This window comes from Stenotrophomonas sp. YJH_SMC_133, from assembly GCF_059370655.1.
In genome coordinates, this window is record NZ_JCAFTW010000005.1 from 148,454 (window position 1) to 170,828 (window position 22,375).

Here is a 22,375-nt window from a genome sequence, read left to right on the forward strand (position 1 = left end):
GCGCGCGCAAGTCGACTGACAGTCGACTCTACCTCTACCTGCTCGACATCACCCAGTGGCCGTTACACGGTGATTCCCGGCGTCAGTGGAAATCGCGGCTGTGGCTGCGCAGTCCCTGCAGCAGTTCATCCAGGCAGTGCATGCGTTGCACGATGACGTGCTGGACGCCATCGACGCGTTCCAGGCGACCATCGATCTGCATCAGCTGGGTATCGACCAGCACCCGGTGCTGGCGATCGGCCAGGTGCCGCCAGACCACGGCGTTGACCATGCCGGTTTCATCCTCGAGCGTGAGGAAGGTGACACCGCTGGCGGTCTGTGGGCGCTGGCGCATGCGTACCAGGCCGGCGATGCGCACGCGACGGCCATGGCCATGGCTCGCCAGTTGCGCGGCATCCAGGCAGCCACGGCTGCGCAGCTGCGCACGCAGGAATGAGATCGGATGGCGGCCGAGGGTGGTGCCGGTGCTGCGATAATCGGCCTGCATGTCCTCCCAGGCGCTGGGCAGGGGCAACGGCACGCGGGCTTCGGCGGTGGCGCGGGCCTGGTCGAACAGCGGCAGCCGGTTTTCCACGCCGGAGATATCCCAGCGTGCACGATGGCGATGGCCACTGAGCCCACGCAACGCACCGGCATCGGCCAGCAGGCCCTGCTGGCGGCGGTCCAGGGCGGTGCGCTGGCACAGGTCGCCGACATCGTCGAACGGGCGCCGCGCACGTTCGCGCATGATGGCCTGCACGGCGGGCTCGTTGCAGCCATCGACCAGGCGCAGGCCGAGCCGGATCGCGGCTGCGCCCCTGCTGAAATCCAGGGTGCAGTCCCAGTCGCTGTGGCGCACGTCCACCGGCAGCACGCGGATGCCGTGCCGGCGCGCGTCCTGCAGCAGCTGGTCGGGGCTGTAGAAGCCCAGCGGCTGGCTGTTGATCAGGCTGGCGGTGAACGCGGCCGGGTGATGGCACTTCAGCCAGCAGCTGTTATAGGTCAGCAGGGCGAAGCTGGCGGCGTGGCTTTCCGGGAAACCGTAATCACCGAAGCCCTTGATCTGCTCGAACAGATGCTCGCCGTACTCGCGGCTGAAGCCGTTATTGAGCATGCCGGCCAGCAGCTTCTCGCGATGCGGTTCCAGGCCGCCACGGCGCTTCCATGCCGCCATCGAGCGGCGCAGGGCATCGGCCTGGCCCGGCGTGTAGCCGGCCGCTTCCACCGCCAGCTGCATCACCTGTTCCTGGAACAGCGGCACGCCCAGCGTGCGTGCGAACACGCGTTCCAGCTGCGGTGGGTAGAGCGGGTTGTCCGGGTCGTTCAACGCGTCCGGTCCCTGTTCGCGCAGGATCCGGCGCCGCTCCAGATAGGGGTGCACCATGTCGCCCTGGATCGGGCCAGGGCGCACGATCGCCACCTCGATCACCAGGTCATAGAACGTGCGTGGCTGCATGCGCGGCAGCATCGCCATCTGTGCGCGCGATTCGATCTGGAACACGCCAATGGTATCGGCGGCGCAGATCATGTCGAAGGTCTTTGCATCCTTGGGCGGGATCGCATCCATGCGTCCTTCATGCAGGCCATGCTGCTTCAACATCGCCAGGCATTTGCGGATGGCGGTGAGCATGCCCAGCGCCAGGCAGTCGACCTTCATCAGGCCGGTGGCATCCAGATCGTCCTTGTCCCACTGGATGACGGTGCGGTCGGCCATCGCCGCGTTTTCTACCGGCACCAGGGTCGACAGCGGATGCTCGGAGATGACGAAACCGCCCGGATGCTGAGACAGGTGGCGTGGGAAGTCGATCAGCTCGGCGGTCAATGCCAGCAGCCGCCGCATCAAGGGTGTGTCCGGATCGAAACCGCGCTCGCGGAGGGTTTCCGGCAATGGGATGTTGCCGCCCCAATGATCCATTGCCGCGCCCAGTTCGTTGACCTGGTCCATCGGCAGGCCGAGCGCACGGGCGACGTCGCGGATCGCGCTGCGGCCACGGTAGCTGATTGCTACTGCGGTCAGTGCGGCGCGCTCTCGGCCATAGCGCTTGAACACGTACTGCAGCACTTCCTCGCGGCGCTCGTGCTCGAAGTCGATGTCGATGTCCGGCGGCTCATTGCGCTCGGCGGAGATGAAGCGTTCAAACAACAGATTGCTGCGCGCAGGATCGATCTCGGTCACGCCCAGCACAAAGCACACCGTCGAATTGGCCGCCGAGCCACGCCCTTGGCAGAGGATGTCCTGGCTGCGGGCGAAGCGCACGATGTCATGCACGGTAAGGAAGTAGGAGGCGTAGTTTTTCTCCCGGATCAACGCCAGCTCATGTTCGATCTGCTTGCGCTGTGCGTCCTTGATGCCTTCTGGCCAACGCCAGGGAATCTTTTCTTCGACCAGCTCGCGCAGCCAGCTGTCCGGGTCATGCCCCTCCGGCACCAGCTCGCGCGGATAGGTGTACTGCAGCTGCTCCAGCGTGAAGTGGCAGCGTTCGGCGATGCGCAGGGTCTCGGCCAGCAGTTCGGCGGGATACAGCTGGGCCAGCGCGGTGCGCGGGCGCAGGTGGCGCTCGCCGTTGGGAAACAGGCGCCAGCCGGCTTCGGCCACGCTGCAACGATGGCGGATCGCGGTCAGCGTGTCCTGCAGGGCGCGGCGGCGTCGCACGTGCATGTGCACATCGCCACTGGCGACCAGCGGCAGGCGGTGGCGTTCGCCGAAGGCCTGCAGCTGCTGCAGGCGGCGTGCGTCGTCGTGTTCGTGGTGCAGTTCCACCGCCAGCCACAGCCGATCATTGAAGCCGGCGCGCAGCAGTTCCAGGTCGGTGGCGGCCGGTTGCCGGTCCAGCCACAGGCACAGCAGGCCGTCGGGCAGGCCGAGCAGGTCCTCGCGCAGGCAACGGTACTCGCCCTTGGCCGCGCGCCGCCGGCAGGTAGTGATCAACTGGCACAGCCCGGCATAGGCGGCCTGGTCGGTGCACAGCAGGGCCAGCTTGGGTCCGTCCTCGACCTGGAATTCGGCGCCGACGATCAGCGCCACGCCATGCGCCTTCGCCGCCTGCCAGGCACGCACGATGCCGGCCAGCGAGCATTCGTCGGTGATCGCCAACGCGCGGTAGCCCTGGCCGGCGGCGCGCGCGAACAGCTCTTCGGCGATCGAAGCACCACGCTGGAAACTGAAGGCCGACAGGCAGTGCAGTTCGGCGTAGCCGGGCAGTTCGCTGTGCATGGCGGCTCAGCCGAACCAGCCGTGCAGCATCCACGGCGCATGCGGATCGTTGCGCTCACGGAAAGCCCAGCCGCGCTGGCCGTGTGCGGTTTCCACCACGTAGTAGTCGCGGCGTGCGTCGGCCTGGTCCCACCAGCCCGATTCGATCCGCTCCGGCCCGGTGACGATGCGCAGCCGCGGATCACGCAGCGGTTGCGGGGTGTCCAGCAACCAGCCAGGGCGCAGCGGCCAGTACGACGGAGGCTTGGCCGCGGGCTGGCTGCCACTGGCGCGTTCGGGGCGATGGTCGGCCTGCACCGCCAGCGGCTGCACGGCGTCATCGCCCAGCCGCGCGCGCAGGCGCTCGCGCAGCTGGTTCCAGGGCATCGCCTGTGCCGGCCGGGTGTCGAACAGGTCGCGCGCGGCGGGCACGAACGGTGGCAGCTGTTCGGCCTGCAGGCGCAGTGCGCGGCTGCCGGCCGGCAGGGCGAACGCTTCCATGCGGTTGCGCGCGATCTCGAACAGCAACGCGGGATCGCGTTCCGGTGCCAGCAGGCCGATGGTCAGCACGCTGGCCGGCAGCAGATCGTGCTCGAAATGCAGGTCGAAGCGCTGCACGCCGCCATCGCGCGAACACAGGAACGCGGCCAGGTCCAGCAGCAGGCGACGCAGCGGGAACAACAGGGCCTGGCTGGATTCGATCTCGTACTCGAATTCGATGCGTGCATCGAAACGGTCCGGTGGCTGGTAGTAGCGCAGTGGCGCGGTGGGTAGCCCACGCAGTGCATCCAGCTGCTGCAGGACCTCGGGGGCAAAGCGCCGGGCCAGGCTGTCGCGCGGCAGCTCGAGCACTGTGCCCAGCGTGCGCAGGCCGGAGCGGCCGAGCACCGTCACCGCCTCGTTGGGCAGGCCGCAGCGCGGCAGGGGCAACTGCGCCAGCGCCGCCGGCAGTTGCTGTGCATCGATGCCGAGGCCGTCGTGGACGTTGGCCAGCACCCGCGCGGCATGTGGGGTAGGTGCGGCCACCAGACGGTGACGGAAGCCGAGTTCGTGCAGTTCGTTGCGCAGCCGCTGCTGGATCGTCAGCCAGTCACCGAACAGGGCGCGGCTGGCGCCGATCTCCAGCACCAGTGCATGCGGGAAATCGAGGCTGACCTGCGAGCTGTAGGCGTAGGCCCAGCTGGCCAGCAGCTGCCGGGTGTGCTGTTCGGCGTTGGGATCGTAATCGTGCAGGTGCATGTCCTGCACCAGCACCTGCGCAGCCGACAGCAGCATGCCCGGGCGCAGCCCCGCTGCGCGTGCCGACGGGCTGACCGCACGCAGTACGCGACGCTGTGCCGGCCCCTGCAGCAGCACCAGTGGGCGCTGCGGATCCGGCTGCAGGCGCAGCACGCTGTCCAGCGCCAGCTGCGGCAACAACAGGCAGGCCCAGTGCATGGCGCGGCCTCAGTGGGCGATGGCCAGCGGCAACGGCTGCGCCGGCGGCAGGCCGCCTCGGCACTTCAGCACCCGCACCTGGCCGTGGTCGAGCTGCAGGCGCAGGCTGGCCGGAGAGGGATTGCGCGCCGCCTGCGCCTCGCGGAACACGAAGCCCAGGCACTGGCCGCTGTCGGCGGCGACCTGCAGCCGGCGCAGGGCGCGATCGTCGGCCTGGTGTGGCCAGCACAGCACCGCCGCGCAGGCGGCAGAGCGCAGGCACTGCTCGGTGGCCCAGAGCGCCTGTTTCGGCGCTGCGTGGATGATCTGCAGCTGGGCCAGGTCCAGCCCGGCTGCCGCCCAGGCCGGGGCATGCGGGCGATAGGGCGGGGCGACCAGCACGATCGGGCGGTCACGCAGGCTCAGCTTGGCCAGCGCCGGCCAGACCAGCGCCAGCTCACCCACCCCGGGCGCCGCCTGCAGTACCTCGCACAGCCCGCTGGTGGGCCAGCCACCGCCGGGCAGGCGTGCGTCCAGTGCCGGGTGGCCGCTGGCCAGGTGGTCGCTGGCCGGCCCCTGGCGGGCCGGGCCGCGCCACAGCTGGCGCCCGTCCAGCAGCCGGTCGAGGGCGACGACGGCACCCATCAGCCGGCCCTCCAGGGGAGGCGCCGGGCGGGCTGGAAACGGCAGGAACGGGCGGAAACAGCGGGCATGGCGCGAGTATCGACGGGCCGGTATCAGGGGCTGAGACCAGACATGCTACTCGTCTTGTGAGTAGAATTACTAATGAAATCGGAGGGTCCGGTTTCAGGTTGCTGAAGGGGTAAAGCATCCACGCATGGCGTGGATCTACTGAAGAGAGCCCCGGCAAATCCATGCCGCAGCCTGGTAGATCCACGCCATGCGTGGATAGCGGTAAAGCGCGGTGCCGACCAAGGTCGGCACCCACGGCGCTACCTGGGGATGCCCCTGGTTACGGGCGGACCGGCAACGCCACCGGGCGCAGCGGCGCGGCATCGCCACCGCGGATCTTCAGCGGGCCGCCGATGAAGGCGAACTCGTAGACCTTGTCGCGGGCCAGTTCGTCCAGCGCCACCAGCTCGATGATCGGCGCGCCCTGCTGGGCCAGCAGGTAGGTGTGCAGCGGCACGTAGTCGTCGGACACCTCCGAGGGGAAGGTCTCGAAGCTGAGGTTGTCGGCGCCGACGATCATCGCGCCGCTGTCTTCAACCAGGAAGCGCGCCGCGTCCAGGCCCATGCCCGGCGGGTTGGCCATGTAGGCCTTGGGCTGTTCGAACAAGCGCATGCGGCCGGTGCGGATCAGCACCACGTCGCCCTGCTGCAGTTTCACCTTCTGGCGTGCCAGCGCATCCTTCAGGTCCTGGCGGGTGACGCGGTAGCTGTCCGGCAGCATGTCCACGCCCTTGGCGGCGGCCACGTCGATCAGCACGCCACGCGCGATCAGCGGCGGGAACTTCTCGATGCCGGTGACATTCCAGCCACGGTCGCCGAGGTGCTTGTCGGCCTCGAAGCCGTTCCAGATCTTTCCATGGATGCCAAAGTGGTTCAGCGCATCGATGTGGGTGCCGGTGTGGCTGTACATCGAGAACGCGGTGCCGGTGTAGCTGCGGGTGAGGTTCATGGTTTCGCCCACGCCCATCGGATCATCCATCACCGTGCCGCGCGGGGTGTGGGTCATCCAGAACTGGTAGTGCGGGTCGCCGGCATCCTGCCAGCTGGGCATGCCGACGTAATATTCGGTGGCCAGGTCATAGGCCTTGCCACCGCTGATCCGCGACAGGATCGCGGCGCGCGAGGCTTCGGTGATCAGGTTGAGGCGGCCGATCTCGTCCTTCGGCCCCCAGGGACTGGTGCCGACCTGCTGGCCGGAGGGAACGCGTTCGTGCGCGGACACGGTGGTGGAAGCGGCGGTGCCGGCCAGCAGCAGGGCCAGCGCGGTGGCCAGGGTACGTGGGGTCATGGGAAATCTCCTTGCAGGGTGGGGGATGGTGCGGCTCAGGCCGCGACCAGGTGCGCCAGGGCCTGGCGCAGTTGCGGCAGCGGCAGGGTCTGCAGGCGCAGGCCGTTGCCGCCGATCACGGTGGGAATGGAGCGGATGCCGAGGGTCGCGGCTTCGACACGGTCGGTCTGCACGCGCCGGGCTACCGCGTCGCTGCGCATGTGGTCAGCGAAGGCGCCACGTGGATGGCCCAGCGATTCGGCGATATCCAGCAGTACTTCGGCGTCGCCGATGTTGCGGTGCTGGTGTAGGTGCGCCCATTGCACGGCATCAAACATCGCGCCATGGGCGTCGTTGCCACCGAGCATGCCGGCGGCCTGGCAGGCCAGTGCGCCGAGCCAGCCGGACGGATACTCGAAGTCCTGTGCGCGCATGCCTTCGATATCGATGCGCGCGGTGTCTTCATGCGCGGCGCAGTCGGTCCAGTGGCGCAGGATGATCGCCTTGGCGCGCTCCATCGAGCCGAACACCTCGACCATCTGCGCGCGCGAGTCCTGCAGCACGAAGCTGCGGTGGCGCACCTGGATGCCGAGTTCGGCCGAGACCTGCTGCAGGCGCGGGGCCAGCACGAAGCACCAGCCGCAGACCACGTCGTGGAAGAAATCGACCACCGGCGCGGCGGTGGCGGGGGAAGGAACGGAAGACATCTGCCTGCCATCGGTGAGAGGGGAGGCGGCAGATTAGGCAGCGCGGCGTGGCCGAAACAGCACGCCGCGGGCAGCTCAGTTTTCGCTGGCGGTTACGAATCCAGGCCGGCGCAGCCGGGCAGCTCGGCGTGCAGGAAATCGATGAAGGCACGCACCTTGGGCTGCAGGTGGCGCGAGGTGGGGTAGACCGCATGCACGAAGCGTGGCGGATAGCGGTGGTCGGGCAGCACCTGCTGCAGTTCGCCACGGGCCAGTGCCGGTGCCGCCAGGAACGAGGGCAGGGCGCCGATGCCCATGCCGGCCACCAGCAGGTCGCGCAGCAGCAGGCTGTTGTTGACGGTGACGCGCGCCGGCAGGGTGATCGTCACCTGGCCATCGGGGCCGAGCAGCGGCCAGCTGCCGGGCGAGTCGGACAGGCTGTAGGCCAGCACGCTGTGCGCCTGCAGATCGTCCACCGCCTGCGGTGCCGGATGCTGCCGCAGGTAGGACGGGGCCGCGCACAGCACCTGCTGCAGCGACGCCAGCCGGCGCGCCACCAGGCGTGAATCATCCAGCTCGGCACGCAGCCGCAGCGATACATCGAAACCCTCACCGACTGCATCGAGCAGGCGATCTTCCATCACCAGATCCAGCGACAGCTGCGGATGCTGCTGCAGGAAGCGTGGCAGCAGCGGCGACAGCGTGCTCAGTGCGAACGACTGCGGCGCGTTCACGCGCAGGCGCCCGGCCACGTCGCCGCGCTGTTCGGCGATGCCGCGTTCCAATGCGTCCAGCTCGTCGAGCAGGCGGCAGCATTCGCGGTAATAGGCGTGGCCGGTCTCGGTCAGGCTCATGCGCCGCGTGGTCCGCTGCAGCAGTACCACGCCCAGATGCGCTTCCAGCGTGCGCAGCTGTTTGCTCAGGCCGGCGGGCGACATGCCGAGGTCTTCGGCAGCGCGGGCCAGCCCGCCGCGTTCGACGATGCGGCGGAAGGCACGCATCAGGTTGAAGGAATCCATGCCGGCCCCGGGCGCGATGAGGGCGCCATTGTAGAGCCGCGCCATGCGTGGATGTGGGAAACGCGGCGCCGACCAAGGTCGGCGTCTACCCGGTGCGTGCGGGTTGCGCTGTTTGTTCAAGCCAGCACCCCATACGCGGCGCCAGCATGCAGGCCCCTCACTTTCCGGGTTGCCCATGAAGCACTGGATGCTCCGCCTGTATGCCCCGCTGTTCCTGCTGGGCTTCGTTGCCACTGCCGTCGTCTGGGTCGGCCATTGCCACGGTGATCCGTTGTGGCTGCTGGCCTTGCTGGCGGCCGCCATCGCGGTCTCGTTCGCCGCCGAGCGTGCCTGGCCGTACGACCCCGCGTTCAACCACGACCACGGCGACAGCCTGCGTGACAGCCTGCATGCACTGGTCAACGAAAGCCTGAACCTGCTGTCGATCGCGGCGGTGCCGCTGCTGGCGGCAATCATTCCGTGGCAGTTGTGGCCGGTGCAGTGGCCATTCGCGCTGCAGGTGCTGCTGGCCATCGTCTGCGCTGATCTGGGCATCACCCTGGTGCACTACGCCAGCCATCGCATCGGCTGGTTGTGGCGGCTGCATGCGGTGCACCACAGCGTCACCCGCATGTACGGCTTCAACGGGCTGATGAAACACCCGCTGCATCAGGCGGCCGAAGCGGTGGGCGGCGTGCTGCCGCTGCTGCTGTTGGGCCTGCCGATGCCGGTGGCTGCGGTGCTGGCTTTCGCCATTGCCATCCAGCTGCTGCTGCAGCACTCCAACGTGGACATGCGTCCCGGCGTGCTGGGTCGGGTGATGGCCTGGGCGCCGCTGCACCGCTTCCACCACATGCGTTACGGCACCGCGGGCGACGTCAACTTCGGCCTGTTCCTGACCGCCTGGGACCATCTGCTGGGGACCGCCTTCGATGCGCCGGGTTATCGGCTGCAGCAACGCGACCTTGGCATCGGCAGCCAACCGGACTATCCGCGCGATTATCCGGGGCAGCTGCTGGCACCGTTCCGCGAACTGCCGCATGGCGAGGTGCCGGAGTTGCCGGAAGGCCTGCGCAGGCGCGAATGATTGAACATGTCAGGCCGCGTGCAGCTGCAGGCCCTGCAGCTGCGCGGCACCGATGCCGAACATGCCGCGCAGGCTGCGCGAGAGATGGGCCAGATCGGCGAATCCAGCGGCATGCGCACTGTCGGTCAGGTTGTGACCGCTCAGATGATGCATCAGCGCGCGGCGCAACCGTTGCCACAGCACCCAGCCGCGCAGGGTCACTGCCAGCTCGGACTGGAAACGCCGGTGCAGCTGGCTGGTCGACAGGTGCGCCGCCTCGGCGATATCGGCGGCCGGCACCGGGCCGGGCAGGTGCTGGGCAATACGGGCCAACGCCGCCTGCACGCGGCGGTCCAGCGGCTGTGGGCGGCTCAACCGTGGCAGCCAGTCGTGCAGTTCCATCGCAGTGCCCGGCAGCGCGTGCAGGTGCTGCTGGATCTGTTCGAGGTCGGCATGCGCCGGCTCAAGGAACACCGTACAGCCCGCTTCCGGCGCCGACAGGATCGCGTGCGTCTGGAAGGACGGCAGCCACAGCCGTTGGCCCTGCTGCCGTACGCCATCGACTTCGATCTGCCAGGGCGTACCGTCGCTCAACAGCAGTTGATGGGCGTAGTGCGCATGCGAGGCGCTGCCACCGGCATGGCCCTGCAGCACGGCCACGTGAGCATCCAGCTGCAACGTGCCATTCCAGGGTAGGGAGGGGGAGGACATGGAGGGATTGTAGATCCACGCCATGCGTGGATGAATCTCCATCGAAATCAAATATTTCGACAATGAAACGAAGAGCATCCATGCATGGCGTGGATCTACTGCAGGTTGCGAGAAATTGTCTAAGGCGGGGTGGGTCCGTTGGCGGGGGCGTGAGCGCCATGGATGGCGCGACCGAGGCTACATGGACGTACTTGCGCCGTCCCCCGCAACCGGACCCACCCCGCCACCCCACAGGAGCCCAGCTTTTGCTTCGGCTGTTGCTTCTGAGGTTGCCGGCCAGCGGCCGGCACTACCGCGGGTGCCGGGCGCACCCTCACCGGCCGTGCGGATCCGGCCGGTGATGCACGTACTCGACCACCGTGCCATCGGGATGTACCGCATTGAACGCCGCCCCGGTGGGTACCACCTGCAACGGGAAGATGATCTCGGCGCCAGCCGCGACCAGTTTGTCGTGATAGGGCCGAACATCGTCGACCAGCAGCGTTCCCGTGGTCGAAGTGAACGGCGCCAGCGCCGTCTCGCTGCCCTCGATCAACAGGAACGCACCGACCATCGCCAGACGCAGCCCGGCCTCCGGAAACGGGAACCCCGCATCGGCCACCACACCCTGCAGCTGCTCGTAGAACGCCACGCTGCGCTCCAGCTCACCCGGGGCCACGAACACCCGGATCAACACGCGCGGCGCGCGCTGGCTGGAGGTGTCACAGCGGTCGCGCCAGAGATGGTCGAAGTCGCGATGGACGGTCATGGGCTCGGTTCGTGGCCAGGGACCCTCATTATCGGCAGCCTCGCGCGGCGCGCTGATGACCGCCGGTGATGGCCTGATAACCGCTGGCCGGGTTGCCCCTGTGACTTAGGTCCTGTTGACAGGTGTGAACGCCCTCGCACAATCTTCACAGGATTGGGTCGCCCTGCGCGGCCCGGGCAGGCAGGTTGTCACGCCGGGAGGAGGGTCCCGCGCGCAGACCGGCCCGTCCATCGGCCTGCGGGACGTTGCCTGGCAACCCCTGCGCGGCATGAACGCTGCACCCTTCGGCGGCACTTTCCCTGGACCGATTGCCTTGGCAACGGAATTACGCCTGCCGATGAAAACGTTTACAAAGCCGCTTGCACTGTCCTTGGCCCTGTCTGCCGCACTGGCCGCCCCGGCCTGGGCCGACCCCGCCGCGTTCACTGTGCTGACCCTGGAACAGGCCCCGACCGCCGAGGCGATGCCGGCCCTGGCCGCCCAGCTGAAGACCCTGCAGGTGGACGCGGTGAGCGTGCGCCAGGTGCAGCGCGGCATCGGCCAGGTCGATCCGCTGCAGGTGCTGGCCGATGGCCTGGGCTACGAGTACCGCTTCATTGCTGCCGGCAAGGACGATGGCCAGACCCAGCGCGGCCAGGCCGTGCTGACCCGGTTGCCGATCGCCGCTGAATCCGGCCCCGACCAGCCGGGCCTGAACTACCTGCGCCTGGACGACGACCGCCACACCGTGGCGGTCTATACCGATGCCGGTGCAGGTGCGGCGCAGCTGCCGGCGCTGGTCACCCGTTCGCGGCTGGGTGCACCGGCGGTGCTGCTCGGCGCGGTGGCCGGTGAATCGGCCAAGGCCGCAGGCTTCGATCCGGCGCGTGTCGCGCTGGAAGCCGATGCCAGCTATTTCAGCGATGGCTTCCAGGCCGCCAGCAGTGCGCCGTTCAAGGTGGAAGGCAGTACCCTGCGCGCCACCCTGCTGACCCTGGCCTACGCCGCCGACACGCATGGCGCCAGGCCGTGGATGGACACCACCCTCAACGCCGACGCGCGCGCTGCGCTGCTGCTGAAGGCGATGACCGAGGATGAGAAGTTCCAGATGCTGCACAGCTACTTCGGGCTGGGCAAGGACGGTGGCCCGCTGCCGGAAGGCGCAGTCGGTTCGGCCGGTTTCGTGCCGGGCGTGGCGCGGCTGGGCATTCCGTCGCAGCAGTCGGCCGATGCCGGCGTCGGCGTGACCAATCCGGGTGGCATCCGCCCGGGCGATTTCGCCACGGCGATGCCGTCGGGCCCGTCCACCGCATCGAGCTGGAACCGTGAAGTCGCCTTCGCCGGTGGCGCCACGATGGGTCGCGAGGCATGGCAGCAGCGCTTCAATATCCTGCTGTCGGGCAGCGTCAACCTGCAGCGCGACCCGCGCAACGGCCGCAACTTCGAATATGCCGGTGAAGATCCGCTGCTGGCCGGCTCGATGGTTGGCGCGCTGATCCAGGGCGTGCAGAGCCAGCACGTGATCTCCTCGATGAAGCACTTCGCGCTGAACGACATGGAGACCCGCCGCAACTTCCACGACGTGCGCATCGGCGAACAGGCCATGCACGAGTCGGACCTGCTGGCCTTCGAGATCGCGCTGGAAGCCGGTCGCCCGGGCGTGGCGATGTGCTCGTACAACAAGATCAACGGCACCTACGGCTGCGAGAACGGCTACCTGATGAACCAGGTGCTGAAGCAGGAATGGAAGTTCCCCGGTTTCGTGATGTCCGACTGGGGCGGCGTGCACAGTGGTTCGAAGGCGGCGCTGGCTGGCCTCGATCAGCAGTCGGCCGGTGAAGTGTTCGACGCGGCGGTGTTCTTCGACGAACCGCTGCGCCTGGCCGTGCACGGCGGCGTAGTGCCGCAGGCGCGCCTGAACGACATGGTGGCGCGCATCCTGCGCACGATGTTCCTGCATGGCAACTTCGACAACCCGCCGCAGCACCAGAAGGTGGATGCCGAGGCCGGCTTCGCCGTTGCCCAGCGCACGGTGGAAGAGGGCAGCGTGCTGCTGCGCAATGAGGGCAACCTGCTGCCGCTGGCCGACAGCGTGAAGCGCATCGTCATCATCGGCGGCCATGCCGACAAAGGCGTGATCGGCGGCGGTGGTTCGTCGATGGTGGGCGTGACCGCAAAGGGCACCAATGCGGTGCCGGGCGTGATGCCGACCACCTGGCCGGGCCCGGTGATCTTCCACCCGTCCTCGCCGCTGGAATCGCTGCGCGCCGCGCGCCCGGACGCGACCATCGAGTATGTGGACGGGACCAATGCCGCCGCTGCGGCCAAGGCCGCCGCGCAGGCCGACGTGGCCATCGTGTTCGCCACCCAGTGGGCCGCCGAATCGGTGGACCTGCCGGACATGCAGCTGCCGGACAACCAGGATGCCCTGATCTCGGCAGTGGCCAAGGCCAACCCGAAGACCGTGCTGGTGCTGGAAACCAACGGCCCGGTGCGCACGCCGTGGCTGGCGCAGGTGCCGGCGATGCTGCAGGCCTGGTATCCGGGCATCCGCGGTGGCGAAGGCATTGCCGCGCTGCTGACCGGCCAGGTCAATCCGTCCGGCCGCCTGCCGGTGACCTGGGTGACGGACGAATCGCAGCTGCCACGCCCGCACATCGACGGCCTCGGCTTCAAGCCGGCCAAGCCGTTTGGTGATGTGTTCGATTTCGATATCGAAGGCGCCAACGTCGGCTACAAGTGGATGGCGGCCAAGGGTCTGACCCCGACCTTCTCCTTTGGCCATGGCCTGTCCTACACCTCATTCGCCTATGAGAACCTGAAGGTGAGCGTGGAGGGCTCGCGCCTGGTCGCCAGCGTCGACATCCGCAACACCGGCAAGCGTGCCGGTGCCGACGTGGCCCAGCTGTACCTGAAGCTTCCGGCCGGCAGCACCACGCCGATCCGCCTGATCGGCTATGACAAGGTGAACCTGCAGCCGGGCGAACAGCGCCGCATCCGCATCGAAGCCGAGCCGAAGGCCCTGGCCCACTACGATGCACAGGCGCGCCAGTGGAAGATCGACAGCGGCACCTACCAGGTGCAGCTGTCCCGCAATGCGGCCGAGCCGCTGCAGAGCGTGGACGTGCAGCTGGTGGAGCAGGTGCTGCGCTGATGCCTGAAGACACGGCCCGCACAGGGCCGTGTCTGAAAAAGGGGACGGAGGGGATTAAGTCGTTTATGCACAAACGACTTAATCCCCTCCGTCCCCTTTTTTCATTTGCCAAACCACCCGCGCAGGAAATCGATCAGCTGCCGCACCTTCGGTGAGGGCTGCGTGCTGTGCGGGTAGACCGCGTATACGCTCTGCTGCGGGAAGCGGTGCTGGCGCAGCACCGGGCGCAGGCGGTCCTGGGCCAAGTCGTCCTCGATCAGCCAGCGTGGCAGCACGGTGACCCCGGCGCCGGCCACGGCGAAGGCACGCAGGCTGCTGGCACCATCTACGCGCACCACCGCATTGCCCGGGTTGGTGGCAAACAGGGCGTCGCTGCCATCCGGCGCCACCACCGGCACGTCGGCCAGGCGCGGGTAGCCGAGGCGGGGCAGGGTGCCCAGCTGCACGGGGTCGTCGGCAGCATCGGCAGAGGGCAGGCGTGCCAGCAGGGACGGAGCCGCCACGGGGCACAGTGGATGGCGTTCCAGTTCGCTGGCGTGCAGGCCCGAATCCGGCAGACGGCCAAGACGGATCGCCAGGTCGAAGCGCTCGGGAATCAGGTCCGCCGGCGCGGGAGACGTGGACAGGTGCAGCTGCAGCGCCGGGTGCCGCGCACGGAACGCCTCCAGCGCAGGAATCAAGCGTAGCTGGGCGTACTCCGGCGTGGTGGTCAGGCGCAGCACGCCCTGAAGCTGGTGCTGGTCGCGGCGCGCGGCATCGATCGCTGCCTGTGCGGCGTCCAACGCCTGCACGCAGTGCTGCAGGAACTGTTCGCCGGCCTCGGTCAGGGCCAAGTGGCGGGTACTGCGCAACAGCAGGGTCACGCCCAGCTCCTGCTCCAGCCGCTTCAGGTTGAAGCTGACCACCGCGCGGCTGAGGCCGAGCCGATCAGCTGCTGCGGTGAGGCTGCCGGCCTCGACCACGGCGCGGAAGATATCGAAGCGATCGAGGCTGACCATGGCAATTCATTGTCAAAGTGGATTTGACAGTGTTGCAGTTGCTGTCGTGTTTTTCCAACAAGGCCCGCACGGCATGCTGGCCGCTTCCCTGCTGGAGCGCCGCCGATGCCGTCCCCCCGCCTGCGCCATGAGGCGATCTTCCTGCTGGCGTTCGCCCTGGATCTGGTCAACATGTTCATCGCCACGGTGGCCTATCCGGCACTGGCAGCGGAACTGCACGCTGATGTCGGTACCCTGGCCTGGGTGGGCACCGCCTACATGCTGGGCCTGAGCGTGGTGATTCCGCTGGCGCCTTGGTTGGCCGCGCGCTGTGGTGAGCGTCGCCTGCTGCTGGTGGCGTTGCTGTTGTTCGCGGTTGCCGCTGTGCTGGCCGGCGCCGCACCGGGTATCGGCTGGCTGCTGGGCTGGCGCCTGCTGCAGGGGCTGGCCGGTGGCCTGCTGATTCCGGTGGCACAGGCGGCAGCGTACCGACAATGCACGCCCGACCAGCGTGGCGCGCTGACCCGCCGCATCCTGCTGGTGGCCCTGCTGGTGCCGGCACTGGCGCCGGCGCTGGGCGGGCTGTTGGTGCAGTGGTTGTCCTGGCGCGGCGTGCTCTGGGCCAGCCTGCCGTTGGCGGTGATGGCAATTGGCCTAGTGCTGGCCTGGATGCCGGCCGATGGCGCGCGCAGTGCGCCGCGCCTGCAGGCCTATGCGCTGTCTACCGCGATGCTGGCGCTGGGCGCGTTGCTGCTGGCGCTGACCTGGCTGGGCGAGTCCGGACATCGCGGTGCCGGTGCCGTGTTGCTGCTGGTCGCGCTGCTGCTGGCGGCGGCCCACCTGCGGCATGCACGTCGGCAGGTGCAGCCACTGCTGCGCTGGTCGCTGCTGTCCCACCGTGGGCTGCGGCTGGCGATGCTGGTGTATCTGGCCGTGCCGGGCGTATTCATCGGCAGTCAGCTGGTCAGTACCCTGCAGCTGCACCAGGCCGGTTACAGCGCGGCACGCATCGGCGCGTTGATGCTGCCCTGGGCGCTGGCCTCGGCCATTGCGATCACGGCCAGCAAGCGCCTGCTGGCTCGCTTCGGCCCGGCCACGGTACTGCGCGCCGGTATGCTGCTGCAGGCCAGCGGCCTGCTGCTGATGGCGCTGCTGCCGCAGCCGGCCTTCGCGTTGGCCGCGCTGTTGTTCGCGCTGATGGGCGCCGGTGGCAGCCTGTGCAGCAGCACCGCGCAGACGCTGGCTTTCCACGGCGTGGAGGGTGAAGCGCTGGGCGATGCCAGTGCCCTTTGGAACCTCAACCGTCAGCTCAGTTTCTGCCTTGGTACTGCCGCCATTGCGCTGTTGCTGGCGCTGGCCATGCAGTGGCTGCCAGCACGCGCCACCAGCGTGGCTCTGGGTCTGGCCGCCGCAATGACGCTGTTGCCGATGGCGCTGTTGCGCCACTCGCACTCTGTTTCCCTTTCGCAACCCGAGAATGCCTGATGGATATCACCGCAGAACATGAAATCCACCACCTGCACGACAAGCTGCAGGCCTGGTTCCGGGCCGAGGTGGCTGCGGATGCGCTGGATGATCTGATGGCGCATTTCTGCGCGGACTTCAGCATGGTCGGCATCGCGGGTCGCAGGCTGGACCGGAAGGCCGTGCAGGCACTGTTCGCGGGCGGTCACGGGGCGCGCCCCGGGCTGCGGATTTCCATCGACGCCGTGCAGGCGGTGGAAGCGCCATCACCGCTGGCGGTGCTGCGTTATCGCGAAGGGCATTCGCTCGATAGCGGCCAGCTCACATGGCGCGAATCGTTGGCCGTGCTGCGGCGGGAGCAGGGTCGCTGGCGCTGGTTGGCGCTGCACGAAGTGCCGATGGCCTGACCGGTAGTGCCGGCCGCTGGCCGGCAACCGCGTAACGCGCCCCAGGATCATGAAGTTGCCGGCCAGCGGCCGGCACTACCGGTCGTTGGCGAGCGCGGCGGCACCGCGGGCACATGTGCCATCAGTCCTGCCTGCATCGACCGAAGAATGCAAAGCCTGCACACACTTCACGGCGCCAGGCAGGAGTAGGCTTGGGGCTTTCCTGCCGGGAGGGGTTGTCCATGCGTGTGCGTGCCGTCGCTGTAGCCATTGCCCTTTGCCTGTCCAGCACCGTGCTGGCCGCCGATACCCCGCCGATGACCCCGGATATCAGCGGCAAGCCGTTCGTTGCCCCCGATGTCGGTCGCGACTACGACAAGCGCGTGGTGATGGTGCCGATGCGTGATGGCACCAGGCTGTATACGGTGATCGTGGTGCCCAAGGGCGCCCACAATGCGCCGATCCTGCTGACCCGGACTCCCTATGATGCTGCCGGTCGCGCCAGCCGCAGTGATTCGCCGCGCATGCGCGACCTGTTGCCGCAGGGTGACGAGGTGTTTGTCGACGGCGGCTACATCCGCGTGTTCCAGGATATCCGCGGCAAGTATGGTTCCGAGGGCGATTACGTGATGACCCGGCCGCTGCGCGGGCCGTTGAACAACACCAAAGTCGACCATTCCACCGACGCCTGGGACACCATCGACTGGCTGGTGAAGAACGTACCGGAGAGCAATGGCAAGGTCGGCATGCTCGGCTCGTCGTACGAGGGCTTCACGGTGGTGATGGCGCTGACCGACCCGCACCCGGCACTGAAGGTGGCCGCACCACAGAGCCCGATGGTCGATGGCTGGATGGGCGACGACTGGCTCAACTACGGTGCGTTCCGCCAGGTCAACTTCAACTACTTCGCCATGCAGACCGAGAAGCGCGGCAAGGGTACGCCGCTGCCCAGCCTCGGCTACGACGACTACAGCACCTTCCTGCGCATCGGTTCGGCCGGTGACTATGCGCGCTTCACCGGCGTGGACCAGCTGACCTGGTGGAAGAAGCTGGTCGAGCATCCGGCCTATGACGGCTTCTGGCAGGGCCAGGCGCTGGACGCGGTGATGGCAAAGACACCGCTGAAGGTGCCGACCATGTGGCTGCAGGGCCTGTGGGACCAGGAGGACATGTGGGGTGCCAACCACGCCTACCAGGCGATGGAAGGACGCGATAGCGGCAACAACCGCAATTACCTGGTGATGGGCCCGTGGCGACACAGCCAGGTGAACTACAGCGGCAGCGAACTGGGTGCGCTGAAGTTCGACGGCGATACCGCGCTGCAGTTCCGCCGCGACGTGCTCAAGCCCTTCTTCGACCAGTACCTGGTGGATGGCGCGCCGAAGGCCGATACGCCACCGGTGCTGATCTACAACACCGGCGAAAACCACTGGGACCGCTTGAAGGGTTGGCCGCGCAGCTGCGACAAGGGGTGTGCCGCCAGCAGCAAGCCGCTGTACCTGCGCGCCGGCGGCAAGCTGGCGTTCCAGGCACCGGCGGCGGGCGAGGGCGACTTCGAGGAATACGTGTCCGACCCGGCCAAGCCGGTGCCGTTCGTGCCGCGCCCGGTCCGCTTCGGTGACCGCGACATGTGGACCACCTGGCTGGTCAAGGACCAGCGCTTTGTCGATGGTCGTCCGGATGTGCTGACCTTCATCACCGAACCGCTGACCGCGCCGTTGCGCATCGGCGGCGCGCCGGTGGTGCACCTGCAGGCCTCGACCAGCGGCACCGACAGCGACTGGGTGGTGAAGCTGATCGACGTGTATCCGGACCAGGAAGCGTCGACGCCGGAAATGGGGGGCTATGAGTTGCCGGTGTCGCTGGCGATCTTCCGTGGCCGCTACCGCGAGAGCTTCAGCGATCCGAAGCCGCTGGCCGCCAACCAGGTGCTGCCGTACCGTTTTGACCTGCCCAACGCCAACCACACGTTCCAGAAGGGCCACCGGGTGATGGTGCAGGTGCAGTCCAGCCTGTTCCCGCTGTACGACCGCAATCCGCAGACCTACGTGCCGAACATCTACCTGGCCAAGCCAGGCGATTACCAGAAGGCCACGCAGCGCGTGTGGCACAGCGCGGCGCAGGCCAGCTACATCGATCTGCCGGTGTATTGAGGCCCTCATGGTGACGCCGGGCCGTGCCTGGTAGCACGTGGTAGTGCCGGCCGCTGGCCGGCATTTCCATGTTCAAGGATAAAGGTTGTCGCTAGTCAGCAGGCCGCTGTCGAACTTACGAAAGAGTTCGGCAATAGATTCGGCGATGGGCTTGCCCTGGCTGATATCGAGATCGGCCAGATCGAATGAGACGATCTGGCCGGGTCTGAGCAAACGGAGATCGAGCGCAATGAGCGTCGATCCACCGTCCGTTCCAATGCCCATCAGGGAGTCGCCAAGATAACGACGGATCTGGTAGCTGCCGTTAAGCTGAATGATGCTGGCGATGGACCACAGGTCGACATAAGCATGAGGGAACACGCAGCGCCCACCGTTTGACCAACGCAGGAGCTGTATGAAGCCCTCTGGAATCGCTGCCTCGCTCCAATGTGCCTGTAAGCTGCGTAGATCGTCCGCATGCGCGCCTGTCTCGGGTAGCCACGGACTTTGGATGCATCGGATGAAGTAAGGCGTGCTTGGCTGATCTCGGTTGTCCACGAGAAGTCCCTGTAGTCAGCCTTACTACGATGCCGCGGCCCATCTTTCGCCGCAATGGGCATCTGCGACATGCGCAAAGATGTGCCGGGAATATGATCGCTTTCAGCGCGTGTCGACCAAGGTCGACACCTACCAGGGCTGAGCCATGGCAGGTGGATCCAGGCGGGTGTGGTAGTGCCGGCCGCTGGCCGGCATCCGCGATGGTGCAGGAGCCGATCGACCAAGGTCGACACCTACCGGGCAGAGGCTTTCAGCCGACCTTCGAGGGGCCCGTACGCCAGCGGCTGGGGACCAGGCCGAAGCGCTTGCGGAACGCGGCGGCGAAGTTGCTGGGGTGGCGGTAGCCGCTGGCGGCGGCAGCCTGCTCGACGGTCCATCCGTTTTCGCGCAGGCCCTGTTCGGCATGGCGCATGCGCTGCTCATGCAGGTAGTCGAACACCGAGCTTCCATATTGCTGGGCAAAATGGCGGCGCAAGGAGCTGGGGCTCATGCAGGCCAGCTGGGCCAGTTCGATCAGGCTGTGGGCATGGCTGGGGTCGTCATGCAGGTAGCTGCGCACGCGCTCCAGTCGCTCGCGCTGGCCGGCGCGCAGCGTGCGTATATGCTCGGTCTGCATATCCTCGGCCTGCAGGCCGACGGCCAACACCTGCAGGGCCACGCCTTCGCGCCACAGGGCATCGATGTCGTCCTGCCAGGGGCTGTCGAACAGTTGGGCGAGCGTCGGCAGCATCGCGTGCGGAATGGCCCAGTGGCGGCACTGCAGAGGGGACTGAAGGATCCGTTGCAGTGCCGGCAGGCGCAGCATGTCCACGTCCAGATCGGCCGGTACGCTCAAGCTGACCCCGCGCAGGTGGCTGCCACCAGGATGCAGACCGGCCATGGAAACAGGTTCATGGTGACTGGTGGTCATGCCTGTGCCGGCGCGCAGGGTGAAGCCCTTGCGACGAGGAAACTGGACATCCACTTCGCCCTGCAGCATCAGGCGGATGGTCAGGCCGGCATCGTGCACAGCGGTTGCCGTATAGGTAAAGCGGTTGTGCACGTCCGAGGCGATCAGGCCCAGGCCACCGCGCAGTGACTGTTCGTGGACGTCGCCACGCCCTGCCCATTGGTCGTCGCGCAGTTCACTCCCTTCGATCCGGTAGTCGTAGCCATGGCGTTCGCCGAACTGGCGGTAATCAGCAAAAGTGAAATATCGGGACATCGCTCTGCGCAAACACAGGTTGAATTGAATGTGTCGAAGAATCTGGAAGCGTTTCCCATTGTCGCCGCGATTCGCGCGCTTTTGACTTCGATAAGGTCAAAACGATTGGCGATTACGGCCAAAGTGAAAATGCCGAAGAACATACGCCGGCGTTTTGCACGCATATCCGTACGTAGTTCCATACATAAACTGCGGTTGAGGTTTCATGGCTGGAACGATCTGAAGATGCGATGTCAGCCCGGCCATCACGGGCGCGCGCGTAGGGTGGGTCGGTTGGCTGTTGCAGGCCACTTCGATACCCCCCACCGATGGAGAATGGAGATGATTGATTACCAATTGACCGGCAAGACCGCGATCGTGACCGGAGGCGTGTCGGGTATCGGCCTGGCCGTGGCCCAGACGCTGGCCGCATCCGGTGCCCGTATCTCGGTCTGGGACCTGAAGCAGGATGCGGTGGATGCCACCGTGGCGCAGTTGCGCAATTCGGGTGCACAGGCCATCGGCATCGCGCTGGACGTCACCGACGAGGCGGCGGTGGAGGCAGCGGTGCAGCGCACGATCAAGGAACTCGACGGCCTGCACGTTGCGGTCAACAACGCCGGCATCAGCGGGCCGGCGGCCAGCAGCGGCGACTATCCGATTGATGGCTGGCAGCGCGTGATCGATGTCAACCTCACCAGCGTGTTCCTGTGCCAGCGTGCGCAGATCCAGGCCATGCGCGCTGCAGGCACGGGCGGCAGCATCATCAACATGGCCTCGATCCTGGGCCAGGTGGGCTATGCCGGCTCCACCGCGTATGTGGCGGCCAAGCACGGCGTGGTCGGGCTGACCCAGACCGCAGCGTGGGAACATGCGGCTGACGGCATCCGTGTCAACGCGGTGGGTCCGGGCTTCATCAGCACGCCACTGCTGGAGAAGATGGACCCGAAGGTGCGCGCCACGCTGGAAGGGCGGCACGCGTTGAAGCGGCTGGGTACGCCGCAGGAAGTGGCCGCGTTGGTAGCCTGGCTGGCCAGCGACGATGCCTCGTTCGCGACCGGCACGTACTACGCCATCGATGGTGGCTACCTCGCGCAGTGATGCGCTGAACGCGGGTTGCGGCGTCGCCGGGCATCGCCCGGCGCTACCGGGTGAACGCACTGTGGGGTGGTCTTCACCTCTGTGCCACGCATGCCACGCGACGCTCAGGGAAATACCCGGAGCCTGCCCATGGAACTCACCCAGGATGTCTCGATCCTGCTGCGCGTAGCCGCAGCGATGCTGTTCGGCGGTGTGCTCGGTGTCGAGCGGGAAATGGGCAAGCACGCCGCCGGCCTGCGTACGCACATGCTCATTGCCGGAGCGGCGGCATTGATCGTCGGTCTCGGCGACTCGGTGGCCGAGCATTTCCAGCAGGAGCGTTACCGCGATCTGCTGCAGGTTGATCCGGTGCGCCTGATCGAAGCGGTGGTGGCCTGTGTCGGCTTCGTGGCCGCTGGCACCATTCTGCGCGGCTCACGCGAGGACCAGGTCAGCGGCTTGACCACGGCCAGCTCGCTGATCATGGCGGCGGCGATCGGGATTGCGGTGGGGATCAGCAAGTACGTGATCGCGATCGGGGTCAGCGTGCTGTGCGTGCTGGTGCTGGCGGTGATGCGGCGGCTGGAGAAACGGATCTCGTAGGGAATCTCGAATTGCCGGCCAGCGGCCGGCACTACCATGCGGACTAAATGGTCGGACCAATATGGCATCTAGCCCTATGGTCTAATAGGTTCCTCGCCGGAG

Annotated in this window: 18 protein-coding genes; 7 read left to right on the plus strand and 11 right to left on the minus strand. The window is 67.2% G+C overall.

Annotated features, from left to right (window positions below; translation table 11 throughout):
• Positions 1-82 precede the first annotated feature (82 nt).
• The 6 genes from AC5P78_RS09090 to AC5P78_RS09115 all read right to left on the minus strand — a co-directional run bounded on the left by AC5P78_RS09090 (position 83) and on the right by AC5P78_RS09115 (position 8,298).
• Entirely contained in the window at positions 83-3,193 is a 3,111-nt protein-coding gene (locus tag AC5P78_RS09090) for an error-prone DNA polymerase (protein WP_414498569.1), read from the minus strand.
• A 6-nt stretch (positions 3,194-3,199) separates the two neighbouring features.
• Complete coding sequence (locus AC5P78_RS09095; protein WP_005410052.1) at positions 3,200-4,609, minus strand: Y-family DNA polymerase; 1,410 nt, start codon at positions 4,607-4,609, stop codon at positions 3,200-3,202.
• A gap of 9 nt (positions 4,610-4,618) precedes the next feature.
• Entirely contained in the window at positions 4,619-5,233 is a 615-nt protein-coding gene (gene imuA / locus AC5P78_RS09100) for a translesion DNA synthesis-associated protein ImuA (RefSeq protein ID WP_005413787.1), read from the minus strand.
• Positions 5,234-5,561: 328 nt separating this feature from the next.
• Complete coding sequence (locus AC5P78_RS09105) at positions 5,562-6,569, minus strand: cyclase family protein (protein ID WP_180874398.1); 1,008 nt, start codon at positions 6,567-6,569, stop codon at positions 5,562-5,564.
• Between the two features lie 35 nt (positions 6,570-6,604).
• A complete protein-coding gene (locus AC5P78_RS09110) occupies positions 6,605-7,255 on the minus strand; it encodes a DsbA family oxidoreductase (RefSeq protein ID WP_414498568.1) in 651 nt (216 codons plus the stop codon).
• Positions 7,256-7,347: 92 nt separating this feature from the next.
• Positions 7,348-8,298 (minus strand): LysR family transcriptional regulator, encoded by a 951-nt coding sequence (locus AC5P78_RS09115; protein WP_181453421.1) that lies wholly within the window; start codon positions 8,296-8,298, stop codon positions 7,348-7,350.
• A gap of 142 nt (positions 8,299-8,440) precedes the next feature.
• Here AC5P78_RS09115 and AC5P78_RS09120 point away from each other — a divergent pair, with 142 nt between their 5' ends.
• The gene (locus tag AC5P78_RS09120) at positions 8,441-9,319 is read left to right on the plus strand and encodes a sterol desaturase family protein (RefSeq protein WP_012480586.1); all 879 of its coding nucleotides are present in this window, start codon (positions 8,441-8,443) and stop codon (positions 9,317-9,319) included.
• A gap of 9 nt (positions 9,320-9,328) precedes the next feature.
• Here the strand turns inward: AC5P78_RS09120 and AC5P78_RS09125 are convergent, their stop codons facing one another.
• Positions 9,329-10,033, minus strand: a complete 705-nt coding sequence (locus AC5P78_RS09125; RefSeq protein ID WP_044570441.1) for a helix-turn-helix domain-containing protein — start codon at positions 10,031-10,033, stop codon at positions 9,329-9,331.
• Positions 10,034-10,322: 289 nt separating this feature from the next.
• Positions 10,323-10,757 (minus strand): VOC family protein, encoded by a 435-nt coding sequence (locus AC5P78_RS09130; protein WP_005410044.1) that lies wholly within the window; start codon positions 10,755-10,757, stop codon positions 10,323-10,325.
• A gap of 337 nt (positions 10,758-11,094) precedes the next feature.
• Here AC5P78_RS09130 and AC5P78_RS09135 point away from each other — a divergent pair, with 337 nt between their 5' ends.
• Positions 11,095-13,890 (plus strand): beta-glucosidase family protein, encoded by a 2,796-nt coding sequence (locus AC5P78_RS09135; protein ID WP_414498461.1) that lies wholly within the window; start codon positions 11,095-11,097, stop codon positions 13,888-13,890.
• Positions 13,891-13,991: 101 nt separating this feature from the next.
• On the opposite strand, the gene AC5P78_RS09140 is transcribed toward AC5P78_RS09135, so the two are convergent.
• On the minus strand, positions 13,992-14,888 hold the full coding sequence (locus AC5P78_RS09140) for a LysR family transcriptional regulator (RefSeq protein WP_005410042.1): 897 nt from the start codon (positions 14,886-14,888) through the stop codon (positions 13,992-13,994).
• 105 nt (positions 14,889-14,993) lie between these two features.
• On the opposite strand from AC5P78_RS09140, the gene AC5P78_RS09145 reads away from it, so the two are divergent.
• From AC5P78_RS09145 to AC5P78_RS09155, 3 genes are all read left to right on the plus strand, one after another.
• Positions 14,994-16,352 (plus strand): MFS transporter, encoded by a 1,359-nt coding sequence (locus AC5P78_RS09145; protein WP_414498460.1) that lies wholly within the window; start codon positions 14,994-14,996, stop codon positions 16,350-16,352.
• The gene (locus tag AC5P78_RS09150; RefSeq protein WP_062607263.1) at positions 16,352-16,738 is read left to right on the plus strand and encodes a DUF4440 domain-containing protein; all 387 of its coding nucleotides are present in this window, start codon (positions 16,352-16,354) and stop codon (positions 16,736-16,738) included. Before AC5P78_RS09145 ends, AC5P78_RS09150 begins: the two co-directional genes overlap by 1 nt.
• A gap of 221 nt (positions 16,739-16,959) precedes the next feature.
• Positions 16,960-18,870, plus strand: a complete 1,911-nt coding sequence (locus AC5P78_RS09155; RefSeq protein ID WP_053499562.1) for a CocE/NonD family hydrolase — start codon at positions 16,960-16,962, stop codon at positions 18,868-18,870.
• A gap of 72 nt (positions 18,871-18,942) precedes the next feature.
• Here the strand turns inward: AC5P78_RS09155 and AC5P78_RS09160 are convergent, their stop codons facing one another.
• Positions 18,943-19,407, minus strand: a complete 465-nt coding sequence (locus AC5P78_RS09160; protein WP_134709356.1) for an SMI1/KNR4 family protein — start codon at positions 19,405-19,407, stop codon at positions 18,943-18,945.
• A 250-nt stretch (positions 19,408-19,657) separates the two neighbouring features.
• Positions 19,658-20,611 (minus strand): helix-turn-helix transcriptional regulator, encoded by a 954-nt coding sequence (locus tag AC5P78_RS09165; RefSeq protein ID WP_414489498.1) that lies wholly within the window; start codon positions 20,609-20,611, stop codon positions 19,658-19,660.
• A gap of 321 nt (positions 20,612-20,932) precedes the next feature.
• On the opposite strand from AC5P78_RS09165, the gene AC5P78_RS09170 reads away from it, so the two are divergent.
• Together AC5P78_RS09170 and AC5P78_RS09175 are read left to right on the plus strand one after the other, a co-directional pair.
• Positions 20,933-21,691, plus strand: a complete 759-nt coding sequence (locus AC5P78_RS09170) for an SDR family NAD(P)-dependent oxidoreductase (RefSeq protein ID WP_414489499.1) — start codon at positions 20,933-20,935, stop codon at positions 21,689-21,691.
• Between the two features lie 129 nt (positions 21,692-21,820).
• Positions 21,821-22,273 (plus strand): MgtC/SapB family protein, encoded by a 453-nt coding sequence (locus tag AC5P78_RS09175; RefSeq protein ID WP_005413774.1) that lies wholly within the window; start codon positions 21,821-21,823, stop codon positions 22,271-22,273.
• The last annotated feature ends 102 nt before the right edge of the window (positions 22,274-22,375 follow it).

Bases quoted from the DNA above. Each gene is read 5' to 3' on its own strand.
- AC5P78_RS09090 (WP_414498569.1), bottom strand. From the start codon at position 3,193: ATGCACAGCGAACTGCCCGGCTACGCCGAACTGCACTGCCTGTCGGCC.
- AC5P78_RS09095 (WP_005410052.1), bottom strand. From the start codon at position 4,609: ATGCACTGGGCCTGCCTGTTGTTGCCGCAGCTGGCGCTGGACAGCGTG.
- imuA (WP_005413787.1), bottom strand. From the start codon at position 5,233: ATGGGTGCCGTCGTCGCCCTCGACCGGCTGCTGGACGGGCGCCAGCTG.
- AC5P78_RS09105 (WP_180874398.1), bottom strand. From the start codon at position 6,569: ATGACCCCACGTACCCTGGCCACCGCGCTGGCCCTGCTGCTGGCCGGC.
- AC5P78_RS09110 (WP_414498568.1), bottom strand. From the start codon at position 7,255: ATGTCTTCCGTTCCTTCCCCCGCCACCGCCGCGCCGGTGGTCGATTTC.
- AC5P78_RS09115 (WP_181453421.1), bottom strand. From the start codon at position 8,298: ATGGCGCGGCTCTACAATGGCGCCCTCATCGCGCCCGGGGCCGGCATG.
- AC5P78_RS09120 (WP_012480586.1), top strand. From the start codon at position 8,441: ATGCTCCGCCTGTATGCCCCGCTGTTCCTGCTGGGCTTCGTTGCCACT.
- AC5P78_RS09125 (WP_044570441.1), bottom strand. From the start codon at position 10,033: ATGGCGTGGATCTACAATCCCTCCATGTCCTCCCCCTCCCTACCCTGG.
- AC5P78_RS09130 (WP_005410044.1), bottom strand. From the start codon at position 10,757: ATGACCGTCCATCGCGACTTCGACCATCTCTGGCGCGACCGCTGTGAC.
- AC5P78_RS09135 (WP_414498461.1), top strand. From the start codon at position 11,095: ATGAAAACGTTTACAAAGCCGCTTGCACTGTCCTTGGCCCTGTCTGCC.
- AC5P78_RS09140 (WP_005410042.1), bottom strand. From the start codon at position 14,888: ATGGTCAGCCTCGATCGCTTCGATATCTTCCGCGCCGTGGTCGAGGCC.
- AC5P78_RS09145 (WP_414498460.1), top strand. From the start codon at position 14,994: ATGCCGTCCCCCCGCCTGCGCCATGAGGCGATCTTCCTGCTGGCGTTC.
- AC5P78_RS09150 (WP_062607263.1), top strand. From the start codon at position 16,352: ATGGATATCACCGCAGAACATGAAATCCACCACCTGCACGACAAGCTG.
- AC5P78_RS09155 (WP_053499562.1), top strand. From the start codon at position 16,960: ATGCGTGTGCGTGCCGTCGCTGTAGCCATTGCCCTTTGCCTGTCCAGC.
- AC5P78_RS09165 (WP_414489498.1), bottom strand. From the start codon at position 20,611: ATGTCCCGATATTTCACTTTTGCTGATTACCGCCAGTTCGGCGAACGC.
- AC5P78_RS09170 (WP_414489499.1), top strand. From the start codon at position 20,933: ATGATTGATTACCAATTGACCGGCAAGACCGCGATCGTGACCGGAGGC.
- AC5P78_RS09175 (WP_005413774.1), top strand. From the start codon at position 21,821: ATGGAACTCACCCAGGATGTCTCGATCCTGCTGCGCGTAGCCGCAGCG.